Annotated in this window: 4 protein-coding genes and 1 pseudogene; 3 read left to right on the top strand and 2 right to left on the bottom strand. The window is 24.4% G+C overall.

The annotated features are described in order from the left end of the window. Positions 1–2 precede the first annotated feature (2 nt). Complete coding sequence (locus tag GM111_RS03950; RefSeq protein WP_156299570.1) at positions 3–1,604, top strand: peptide ABC transporter substrate-binding protein; 1,602 nt, start codon at positions 3–5, stop codon at positions 1,602–1,604. Positions 1,605–1,657: 53 nt separating this feature from the next. On the opposite strand, the gene GM111_RS03955 is transcribed toward GM111_RS03950, so the two are convergent. Both GM111_RS03955 and treR read right to left on the bottom strand, forming a co-directional pair. Further along, entirely contained in the window at positions 1,658–8,965 is a 7,308-nt protein-coding gene (locus tag GM111_RS03955) for a S6 family peptidase (protein WP_156299571.1), read from the bottom strand. A 174-nt stretch (positions 8,966–9,139) separates the two neighbouring features. Further along, positions 9,140–9,849 (bottom strand): annotated as a pseudogene (gene treR / locus GM111_RS03960) (trehalose operon repressor). 122 nt (positions 9,850–9,971) lie between these two features. On the opposite strand from treR, the gene treC reads away from it, so the two are divergent. Together treC and treB are read left to right on the top strand one after the other, a co-directional pair. Continuing rightward, entirely contained in the window at positions 9,972–11,606 is a 1,635-nt protein-coding gene (gene treC / locus GM111_RS03965; protein ID WP_231479763.1) for an alpha,alpha-phosphotrehalase, read from the top strand. Between the two features lie 15 nt (positions 11,607–11,621). Next, positions 11,622–13,010: a PTS trehalose transporter subunit IIBC gene (gene treB, locus GM111_RS03970; protein ID WP_156299573.1), complete on the top strand. Its 1,389-nt coding sequence runs from the start codon at positions 11,622–11,624 to the stop codon at positions 13,008–13,010. The last annotated feature ends 534 nt before the right edge of the window (positions 13,011–13,544 follow it).

Raw genomic sequence — 13,544 nt, forward strand, 5'->3', positions numbered from 1 at the left:
AAATGAAAAGGATTTTATTTGTTTTTATGATGATAATTGCAATATTTAGTTGTGGTGCAAGTGATGGAGGAACTTCTGAAAATAAAGATGGAAAAGTTATTACTTATAATGCAATAGCAGAAGGTATATCTTTTGACCCTCAAATTCTTACTGATGGGAATACTATGACTATACATGGATTAGTAAGTGAGGGATTAACATATACTAAACCTAGTGGAGAAGTAATACCTGCACTTGCTGAAAGTTGGGAAATAAGTGAGGATGGACTTACTTGGACGTTTAAGTTAAGAGATGGAATTAAATGGTCTAATGGAGAGGCAATAACTGCTGATGATTTTGTTTTTGGTTGGCAAAGAGCATTAGATCCAAATACTGCATCTGAATACGCATATATTCTATTTCCAATAAAAAATGCAGAAAAATTTTCTACAGGAGAAGTTAGTTTTGATGAGGTAGGAATTAAAGCTTTAGATGAAAAGACATTAGAAGTAAAACTTGAAAATGTTACGCCATATTTTGATTCTTTAGTTTCATTTATTACTTATATGCCAGCTAATAGAAAATTTGTTGAAGAAAAAGGTTCAGATTATGGATTAGAAGCAGATGCGCTGCTTTATTCAGGACCATATAAGGTTGTATCTTGGGATCATAATACACAACTTGAGCTTGAAAGAAATGAGCATTATTATAATCCAGAATCAAGAAAAGTTGATAGATTTGTTATTAAATATATTGCAGATAGTACTGCTGCATTAAATGCATTTAAAAATGGTGAAATTGATATAGTTTCAATTACTACTGAACAATTGCAAGAGTTTAAAGATGATGCAAGATTTAGAAAAGATGGACTTGCTAGAACATTTTATTTAGCCTTTAATTTAGAAAATGAGATATTTAAAAATCAAAAAATTAGAGAAGCATTTTCACTTGCAGTAGATAGAGAAGGTTTGATTGAAACAGTGTTTAATGGTGCTAAAGAAGCAAGCTATAATTTTACACCTAAAAATGTAGGGATGATAGGAATTAAAGAAGATTTTGTTAAAGAATTAGGAAATACTTTTCAAAAATTTGATGCAGAAAAAGCTAAACATTTATTTGAAGAAGGTAAAAAAGAATTAGGTATAGCAGAGTTTCCTACTATTACATTCCTTGCAGATGAAAGAGGGTCAAATAAAAAAATAGTTGAAAAAATACAAGAAGATTTAAGAGTTAATTTAGGTGTAGAATTAAATGTAGAAATAGTTACATTTAAAGAAAGATTAAATAGAACAAAAGCAAGAGGATTTGATTTATTACTTACTGGTTGGGGAGCAGATTATCAAGATCCTATGACATTCTTAGACTTATTAATGTCAAAAAGTGGAAATAATGCACCACATTATTATTCTAATGAATATGATACATTAATAGCGAATGCTTTAAAAACTACTAATAGAGAAGAAAGAATGAAATATTTATTTGAAGCAGAGAGATTACTTGCTAAAGATGTACCGATAATACCATTATATCAAGAAACTCAACTTCATTTAGTTAATGAAGAAGTTAAGGGATTAGAAATTGGTTCATTTGGAATAGATTTACATTTTTATAATATAGATAGATGATAATAAAAATAAAAAGAACATGTTCTTTAGGTTCATGTTCTTTTTATTATATATTACCAAATAAAATCTAATCCCAATCTTAAAAGATAATTTGAATAATTTTTTTGATTTAGTTTATATATAAAATCTGATTTTAAAGCTAAATTATTAGAAGGTTTAATTGATAAACCAAAATCAAGACTAGCTTTATAATTGTCATAATATAAATTATCTATTTTTTCATTATTTTTACTTAAAGATATATTTGAAAAATTACGTATGAAATTTCCTTTTAAGGAAGTATCAATATATTTACTATTTAAATTTATACCTGTTTCATAAAATACTGTAAATGGGGAAATATTTTTAACAACATCTACACTATCATATATTTTAGTAATATTTTCTTTTAACATAGGAGAATATGTAAATCCTATTGTATTTGAATATATGATATTTAACTTATCATTTATTTTAAATTCTTTATTATATGAAGCATTTAATTTAGTCTTTAAAAAATCAGCATAATCTAAATTTTTATTATCTTTTATTATTCTAACTTTATTATATCCAATAGCTCCATTTAATTCAAAATTATTGTATCTATAACCTATCTTAGTTAATATAGAATCTGAAATAATATTATTATCTTCAGAAATAACTTTATCATTTAAAAGTATTTGGCTATTGATTGATGAACTAAGATTACTATAATTTAATCCTAGAGCTAATTTGCCTTGTTTAAAATCATTTACAATTTCTAAATCACTTTCAAAACCATGAGCGATTAAATGATTTTTATATTCTGTATCTCCAAATTTAATAAAATGATTGTCTTCTTTTTTGTATTTTAAAGTATTCATTGAAAAACTATTTTTAAATTTAAGTTTACTAAATATACTGTTTAAAGAATTTAATTCATTTAATGTATATAAAGAATTTAAAGTTTTAGGTGTTAATTTAGATAATAACTCAATATTATTACCTTCTCTTATTGAATATATACCATAAAGTGTTTCATAATCTTTTTCTAAATTTAATATATTTACCTCTTTATTTGATTTACCTACAAGTAGTTTTTCACCATTTTCTTTTATACTCTTAACAATATTTGAATTTAAATTTAAATGTATATTTACATCATTTGTTGAATCTTCTATTTCAAGAAGTTTTTTATTCATTTCATTTAATGTTATATTAAATTTTCCTTCTTCAATAGTTGTATATTTTTCTATTTTTAGATTCTTATCTACTAAAATTATTTCTGATGCATTTTCTAAATTTTTAATATATGTATTATCATCTAGAGTAATAGAAGCATCTTTTGAAAGATGTATACTAGTATCAATTTTATTAGAATCTTTATTTCCATTTATTGTTAAATTTCCTTCTTCAATCTGAATATTTTTAATACCTTCTAAATTGTTAGGTGTAAATGATACATTTCCATTACCTGTTTTTATTAATTTATTATTATTTAAAGTGTTTTCAAATACTTGATTATCAAATTCTAAATTATTTTCACTATTTAAGTTAATATTTCCTCCAGATATTATATATTTAGATATTTTAGGTATATTATCTATATTTAAGTTAATATCTCCATTAATAGACTCTATAGTACCTGTAAAATCAATTATACCATTAGATATATTTAAAGGAGTTTTATTAATATTTGATAAGGTTTTATTTCCAATTATTTTATTATTTAATATACCATTATCAATATTAATATTTAAATTAGCTTCTTTTAGATTAAAAGTTCCTAAAAATTCAGAAATATCTTTATTTATTTCAAATACTTTATTTTCATTAAGTAGTGTTAATTTAGAGCTTTCTATTCCTTTAATAGTAGAATTTAAGATAGGGTTGTTTTCATTTACCTTAATTTCTAATTCGTTATTTAATATTAAATCACCATTATTTTTTAAATTAGATGAATCTATAGTTAATTTAGCTCCTTTATGTTCTAAATTACCATTTCCTGCAATTAAAGAAGTAATTTCGGTATCATTTTCTAAGTCAAAAGTTAGTTTAGAATTATTGTTTATTTCATATTTACCGTTATTAACTAAAATATTATTTCTTAGCGATAATTCTCCATTTTCTACTAATACATTCTTTAAGTTATTTATATTTTCATTATTTTCTATATGTAATTTAAAGTTTCCATTTTTTATCATCTTTGATTCATTTAAGTTATCATTTATAACATCTATTTTTAAATTATCGATATCAAGATTTTTTTCTGAATCTAGGATTAAATTTTTATCATTATTTAAAGTTATTGTCGCATTTGTTTTTATTGCTTTTTCACCATCTAATTTTAAATTACCATGTAAAGCTACTACTTTACCATTAAATTCACTTATATCTTTTAGAGTTAATGTTGTTGAATTGGAATTTTTTAATTCTTTTGTTCCTATTATTTTATTTTCAACTATTTCATTTTCTAAATCTAAATTTAAATTTGCTTCTTTTAAATTAAAGGTCCCTTTAAATTTTGATATATCTTTATTTATTTCAAGTGTGTTATTTTCATTTAATAATGTTAATTTAGATTCTTTTAGACCTTTTAAATTACCTTTTAATATTGTTTTTTCATCTTGAGTATTATTTACATTTAATTCTAACTCATTATTTAATATTATGTCACCACTATTTTGTAATTTATTTGATGATATTATTAATTTAGCTCCTTTATGTTCTAGATTACCATCTCCACTTATTAGTGATTTTATTTCTTTTTCTTCTGTGATATCAAACGTTAATTTCGCATTTGTATTTATTTCATATTTACTTTTTTCATCATTTTCTAATACGTCTTTTCTTAATGATAATTCTCCACTTTCTACTAATACATTTTTTAATCCATGAATATTTTCACTATTTTCTATATGTATTTTAGCATTTCCTCTTTTTATTATTTTTGATAATTTTTCATCATCTGTCTTATCTATTACATTAACTTTTAGCGCTTTTTCTACATTTATATCTTCATTACTTATTAGTGTTAAGTCTTTGTCATTTATTAAATTGAAGTTAGCTTCTGTATTTATTCCATTTACTCCAGATAAAATGATTCCTCCATTTTCTGCTTTTAATTCTCCATTAAATTCTGATATATTTTTAAATATTATATCTTTTTCAGATTGATTAGTAAATTTACCATTACCTATTATTTTATATGATATAGTTCTATCTTCTTCATTTTCATCATCTATTTGAAAAATATGTTCTTTATTTTTTTTATCTTTACCTGTAACTTCTAGTGTTCCTTTAAAGTCTTTAAAATTAGATGTTATTTTAAAATTAGATCTATTAGTTATAGTATATTTTCCATTTTCAGTTCTAAGTAAAATTTTACCATTTCCACTTATATTAGAATCTATTATGAAACTTCTACCGTGTAAAGAATTATTCTCAAAATTTAATGTAGAATTTTCATCTATTAAAAGTGGATTATTGAAGTTAGCTCCTCCGCCTCCACCATTAAAATCTGTATCATTAAATAAACCATTTTTTATTGTAGAAAATCCAAATACTTCAACTAGAGCATGATTTTTATTATTTCTATCTGAAAGTTCACTTCTATAATCTCTAAGCATTAACATTGAGTTAGCAAGAGTAAGTTTGCTAATGGCTTCATTTAAAACTTTATTTTTTTCTCCAACTAAATATGCGTTAGAGGAAACTAAAGTAACCGACCCTTTTTTATTTTCTGTTTTAGTAACTTCTCCAAATTTCATAGTTTGATTATTGATTCTTAAATTATGCTCACCGATATTAAGTTTTTTATATGTTACGATTTCTTTTGGTTTTGGTCTATGTCCTGTTATTTCAATATCACTTTTTAATGTTAATTCTTTTATAGTTGTATTTCCAGTACTAGATTTGTTAATTTTAATACTAGCATTATCTGCAATTATATGAGATGATATTTCATTTGTTGTTGCCTCTAATTTAGTTTTAGGGTTTAAAATTACTTCAGTATCTCTTAAAGCATCGATATCTTTATATATTAAAGTTCCTTCTTCTATTGATAATTTATTGAAATTATTTTCAGAATTAGTAAATTCTATGCTATTTGAACCTGTTTTTATTACATCTAAATTTGTATTTTTTTCTAATTCTGTACCATTTCCTATTATTTTATTATTTACAGTTGTCTTATCATTTGCAACTATTTTTAATATTGAAAGATGATTATTCTTATTTGTTATAGTTCCATATTTATCTGTATCCCCTATTTTTAAAGTTAAATCATGACCGTTTAAATCAAGATTTCCACCACTTTTTATATTAAATATATTTTCTGTTCCTAAAGAATTTTCAGCATAAAGTTTTAAAGTAATTGAACCTTCATCTTTACCATCTTTATTACCCATAATAGTAACATTGCCTTTATATTCTGAATTAGAACTTTTAATTGCAATTTCTCCTCCATCTAAGTATTGAGCATCGACTGTTAAATTTTTTTCTAATTTAAAATTAACATTTAATATTCCGTCTCCAGAAAGTCTATATTCATTATTTCCAGTATTTAATGAAGTAAGAGTGATGTTATCTTCACCTTTTTTTGTCCCTATGTAAGTTTTGTTTTCAGAAACGTTATTATTATCAGAAGAATTTATGAAAAGAACACCCTCTGAATTTTCTTTTAGTAATGATTTGTTATCAAATGCAGTATATGAACCATAACCTAAATTTATTAATTTTTTAGAACTTGTTTTTTCTTTTATTTCTAAATCAACACCTTTATTGATTTTTATATTAAAATTATTATCTTCAGCTATTTTAGAAATTATAACTTTACCTTTATTAATTCCATCCCCTATATTTACATCGGTAATATGATTACTTAAATCAAGCCCTTTTAGAGTAATAGTTCCATTATCTCCACCAAGATTTAATTTAGTAATAGAATTATCTATAGCTAGATTATCAGAACCTAAATTAATATTTTTACTTGAACCTAAAAATAAAGTGCTATATTCAGCATATTTAGAATCTATAGTAGCTACATCATTACCTAAACTTAAAACACCATTAGATTTTTTATCTATTTTAGGTAGTATATTAGATAAAGTTGAAATATTATCAACTTCTAATATAGAGTTGTTTTCTAATTTGAAATTTAAATTTTTTAAGCTATTATCAGTATTTATTTTGACTTTACCATTTTTAATATCTAAGTTACCATTTACATTATTTTCTTCATTACTTGTAATATCAAGAAGACCACTTCCAGTTTTTTCTGCTTTAACATATCCTTTTATTTTAGAATCTATAATTACTGTATGGTTATTTTCAGTATTTATTGTAAAATTATTTACATTAGGAGTAGTATTGTTTTTAAAATTTATTTCATTTTTTAAAGTTATTTTATTTATATCTTTTTCACTAGGTGCATTTTCATAAGGAGATTTTATATCTTCTAATACAGTTCCGAGTGCACTTATATTTAAAGTAGCTCCATTTTCTATATTTATTTTACTATCTACTTCTACAGCTCTATTAATTTCTAATTTAGATTTAACATTTATTTCATTAGATTTAAATTTAGATTTTGAATATTCATCTTTTCCTACGATATTATCAAATCCATGAACTATAACATCACCACCGATACTTACAGTACCCTTTTCAATATCTAGATTTCCTTTTATGTCACTATTTCCTCTTAAATGCCATTTACTATCATTATTATTAGGATTGTATATTATATCTAAATTATCAGTAAATCCACCAAGATAGGTTCTCTCTTCATTATCTACTGGGTTAAATGTAAATGTTGATTTAGTATTGTTACTATTTGTTATAGTTGCCCCATTATCTACGTGGTATATATCGTTAAAAGAAATATTTTGAGAATTTAAATCAAGACTTCCACCTCTTAAACCAAAATATATATTATTTTCGTTAAGTTGATTTTCTTTCATTAATTTTACAATTGCACCTTGTGCAACTCTGATATTTTTTGCTGCATATCCTCCAGAATTATTTAATAGTAAAGTCCCATTTCCTCCTATATTAATATCCCCTTCATTTTGAGTACTTCCCTCTATTTTTAATGTTCCTTCTCCTATTTTTCTTACAATATTTCCTTTTGATATATTTGCTTTATATGTTAAAGTAGCATTTTTATCTATAACAATACCTGCTGTTTTTAATGTTCCACTTCCTTGTATAGTTGCATCCTTTTTAAAGTCTAATCTTGCAATTGAAATATCATTATTTCCTTCAAGATTTATCGTTATATCTTGTTTGTCAAATGTTTGATTTTTAATTTTATAAAAAGCTTCATTGATATTTAAAGTATCAGTTGTTATACGATGTTTCATTATTGTATTTTTAAAGTCACTATTATCAAAACTTCTATTTTCAGTTCCAACTTTTAATATATTATTATTAAAAGTAACGCTATCTACATCTGTTATAGATTTATCTGTTATACCTTCTTTAAATTTTTCTATATGTTGTACTCCGTTTAAAAGTATACTACCTTTTATTCTTAAACCTTTTTCATTAGAATAAATACCAGCTGAATTATTAGCTATGGCTTTCCATTTTTTTTCATTTTTATCCCACCAAAACACAGGAGACCCACTATCTCCGCCCATAGTACCTATGTCTATTGGAGTTTTAGGATTTATTTCTAAAAAAATATCTAATACATTTTCAACTTTATTTCTTTCATATTTATTATTTATCTTATTTAGTCCACCTGCGACTCTAAAATCATCTGCAGCTTTAATATATTCACCATTTTCTGTGAAAACACTATTAGATCCAAATCCAACTCTGGCTATTAAATCTTCTCTATTTACTTTATTTTTATAATCATCATAGTTTAATGTATTATAAGTTATAGCATCATGATTTATTTTATCAAGTCTAACAAAACTAAAATCTCCTCCTACATCTATATGATGCTTAGTTCTTGAAGTTTCGGAAAATTTTATAACTTCATCATTTACTTTATTTTTTGAAATATTATTTTTATAATTTTTATATAAATTAACATCTTTTCTCATATGTCTACCTAAAAAGTTAAAACCTAAATCAGCCCTTTTTCCTCTTGGGTTAACAATATGAGTAACGGTAGTAAGTATTTGAGGATCATCCCACATACCTGCTCCCCCACCACCTGTTCCATTAGGGACCCCATCAAAATTAGGCATAGGATTATCTATTACTCCACTTATACTACCATCCTTTTTATATACTATGATACCAGTTCTTCCTTTTACATATTTCCCATTATTCATTCCAAAATCTTCATAATCTGACCAATTGATATCATGTCTAGCAAGACCTGAAAATCCTAATTCTCCTAATAATGTTGCTAATAAAAGTAATTTTAATTTATAGTTTTTCATATATATCCCCTTCTACATAGTTTTTATTTTATATTAATTATATCATAAATATATCTTTAATTAAAATAAAAATAGGCATTTAATGAAATTGAAAATATATTATTAATAGTTTAAGGGTGGAAAAATAAAAAGAAGTTAATAATGATTGATTATTTTACATTATTAACTTCTTTTTTAAATATTTTTTCTGTATGCAAAATCTATAAATTTAAATTTATCAGGTCTATGTCTAGATTCTGTATATTGAAATAATTGATCTCCTTCAAGGTATGTGTAACTTTTAACAACTACAATCATTTCGAAATTTTTTAAATCAAGTAAGGTTTTATCTTCATCAGATATAAATTTAACGGTTATTTCCTTTTTTGAATAACTAATTTTTAATCCTAATTTTTTTCGAAATATTCATAAAGAGAGTTTTTGGCTTCTTCAAGAGGTAATTCATTTACATATTTTTTTGGAATATAATCTTTATCTATTATTATTTTTTCTCCTTCTATTTCTCTTATACGAACTAATTTAAAATATTTTTCATCTTCATTTAATTCAAGTTTATCTTGAATATTTTTATCATCATGAGCAATTTTTAAGTCCATAACTATAGTTTTATTAGATATATTTGAATTTAATTCTTTAAAAGAAACTATTTTTGAAATAGGAAAATGAAATTGACTTTTATTTATTACAATTGAAGCTTTTCCTTTAGATTTAGAAATATATCCATTTTGTTCAAGTAATGAAAGAGCTTTTCTGATTGTATCTCTTGAATATCCAAAATTATTTGTTAATTCATTTTCAGAGGGCAGTTTTGAACCAACCTTATATTCTTTAGATTCAATTTTATTTACAAGATTATTATATAACTTTAAATATTTAGTGCTCATAAGTGCTTTTCAACTCCTTTTTAGTAGTTTAACAAATCAAAATAGTTTAGTCAAGATTACTTGACAATTCATTTTATTTGTGATAACATACTTTTAACATGTACGTACAAGTTGGAGGAGTTGTGAAGAAAAAAAAAATAACAGTTTATCAAATATATATAAAGTCATTTAATGATACAAGTGGAAATGGAATAGGAGATATAAAGGGAATTACAGAAAAATTAGAATATTTAAAAGAATTAGGAATAGACTACATTTGGATAACTCCTTTTTTTAAATCTCCTCAAAAAGATAATGGATATGATGTATCAAATTATTATGAAATTGATCCAATTTATGGAAATATGTTAGATTTTGAAAAGATGTCAGATAAAGCTAAAAAATTAGGAATAGGAATAATGTTAGATATGGTATTTAACCATACCTCTACAGAGCATGAATGGTTTAAAAAAGCTTTGTCAGGTGAAAAAGAATATCAAGATTACTATATTTTCAAAGATAAATCTACGAATTGGCAATCTAAATTTGGTGGAAGTGCTTGGGAGTATGTTGAAAAATTAGATAAGTATTATCTACATTTATTTGATAAAACACAAGCAGATTTAAATTGGGAAAATCCTAAAGTAAGAGAAGAATTAAAAAAGGTATTAAGGTTTTGGTTAAAAAAAGGAGTTAATGGATTTAGGTTTGATGTAGTTAATTTAATTTCTAAACCATTTGAATTTATTGATGATAATGATGGAGATGGAAGAAGATTTTATACAGATGGACCGAGAATTCATGAATATATTAAGGAGTTAAGTGAAGAAATAAGGAGTATAAATAAAGATGCAATTACTGTAGGAGAGATGAGTTCAACAAGTTTAGAACACTGCCAAAAATACTCTGGTGAAAATGAAAACGAACTTTCTATGGTTTTTAATTTTCACCATTTAAAAGTAGATTATAAAAATAATGATAAATGGCAATTAATGCCTTTTGATTTTAAAAAGTTGAAACAAATATTTAATGAATGGCAAGTTGGAATGCAAAAAGCGAGTGCTTGGAGTGCAATGTTTTGGTCTAATCATGATCAACCAAGAATAGTCTCAAGATTGGGAGATGATGTAAAATACCATGAAAAATCTGCTAAAATGTTAGCGACAGTAATACATTTATTAAGAGGAATTCCATATATTTATCAAGGTGAAGAAATAGGGATGACTAATGCAGGTTATGAAAATATATTAGATTTTAATGATGTAGAATCACATAATTACTATAATATTTTAAAAGAAAAAGGCTTAAGTTCAAAAGAAGCATTAAAAGTAATTCAAGAAAGATCAAGAGATAATGGAAGAACACCTATGCAATGGAGTGATGATGTAAATGGAGGATTTAGTATTAATACTCCATGGTTAAAAGTTGTAAAAAATTACAAAAAAATTAATGTAAAAAAACAATTAAACGATGAAAACAGTATTTTAAATTATTATAAAAAGCTAATAAAGCTTAGAAAAAAATACAATGTAATTTCTGAAGGGGAATTTGAACAATTAGATAATGGACATGATCAAATTTATTCTTTTAGAAGATATACAAGGGATGAAGAAATCATAATTATAGCAAATTTTTATAACCAAAATATTAGATATAATATAAATAAAAATTTAGAAGAATATGAATGTATTTTAAGTAATACATCAAATACTTTAATAGATAAAGAAATAAAATTAGAACCTTATGATGTTTATGTTTTGTACAAAAATAATATATAAATTAAAGGAGTTTTTATGGTAAATGAAAAATTTAGAACTGATGCCTCATCACTTATTGAACTTATAGGAGGACAAGATAATGTTTCATCAGTTACACATTGTATGACAAGACTTAGATTTGTATTAAAAGATACAGATAAAGCAAATGTTGAAGAAATTCAAAAATTAAAGTCTGTAAAAGGAGTGTTTAATAACGCAGGACAGTTTCAAGCAATTATTGGAAATGGAGTTTCAGATTTTTACAAAACTATGAATGAGTTATTTAATTTAAAAGAAGTAAGTAAAGAGGAAAGTAAAAAAGATGCAAAAAAAAATATGTCTTTTTTTGAAAGATTATTATCTGCTACATCAGAAATTTTTGTGCCACTTTTACCAGCTTTAATATGTGGAGGGTTGATATTAGGATTTAGAAATATTATTGGAGATATTAGTTTTGGAGGTAAAACTCTTATAGAGCAAAGTCAATTTTGGGCAACGACTCATAATTTCTTATGGTTAATAGGAGAAGCAATATTTCACTTTTTACCAGTAGGAATAACTTGGTCTGTTGTTAGAAAACTTGGAGGTAGTCCAATATTAGGGATAGTATTAGGAATAACTCTTGTTTCACCTCAATTAATGAATGCTTATGCTATAGGGAAAGCTACGCCTGAAGTTTGGGATTTTGGATTTATAAGTATAGATAAAGTTGGATATCAAGCGCAAGTAATACCAGCTATGCTTGCTGGATTAACTTTAGCATTTATAGAAACTAGATTAAATAAAGTAGTTCATGAATCAGTTAGAATAGTTATAGTTCCATTAATTTCATTAATAGTAACAGTGTTTTTAGCACATTCAATAATTGGACCTTTAGGAAGAACTATGGGAGATTATTTAGGGGACTTCTTTGAATTTATTTTAACAGGTAAATTTGCTATTATAGGTTCAATAATTTTTGGATTTATTTATGCACCTCTTGTAATTACAGGTTTACATCATACTACAAATGCAGTTGAGTTTGTTTTAATATCTAAAATAGGAGCAACAATGATATTTCCTTTAATTGCATTAAGTAACATGGCTCAAGCGTCAGCAGTATTTGCAATGTCTTTTGTTGATAAAGAAATAAAAGCTGTTTCTATACCAGCAACAATTTCAGCATATCTTGGAGTAACAGAACCAGCTATGTATGGAGTTAATTTAAAATATAAATATCCTATGCTTTTTGCTATGATAGGTTCTGCGACAGGAGCTGCAGTAGCAGGAATATTTGGTATTTTAGCAAATGGAGTAGGAGTTGGAGGACTTCCTGCTATCTTTACTATTAAACCACAGTACTGGCTTGCATACTTATTAGCTATGTTATGTGCAATAGTATTACCATTTGTACTAACATTTATTTATGGAAAGAAAAAAAGATAATATATAAAAGATAATATATATGCATTCTCTATTTTAAAAGAGGGTGCATATTATTGTATATTTATTGACAATAGTTAAAGTTTGTGATAATATGAATTAATAAATTTAGTAAATAGAAAGGGAGATGATATTTTTGAAGAAAATACTTAGTATTTTAATATTATCTCTTTTTTGTATACAAACATAATGTAAGTGAAAAAGGGGCTGTAATTAATAATACTAAAAATATAGCAAGGAGTCATATAGCAGGATTAATAAATGGAAATAATAATATAAAAGAAACAAGAGCAAAACTTGCACTTCTAGATGTAATACTTTCAAACCCTAATGGAATTACATTAAATGATGCAAGTTTTTTAAATATACATAATATGTCTTTAATGATTTTTAGATCAATAATTGAAGATGGAAAGGTAGAAATATAAAATAAAAATATGAAATTAAAATTAAATAGAAAACTAGAATTGTTAAAAAAAGATGAGTTTGAAATAGTTGAAATATTAAATGAAATATTAGCAGAATATAGAAAAATAG

This window comes from Streptobacillus canis (assembly GCF_009733925.1).
GTDB classification, from domain to species: Bacteria; Fusobacteriota; Fusobacteriia; order Fusobacteriales; family Leptotrichiaceae; genus Streptobacillus; species Streptobacillus canis.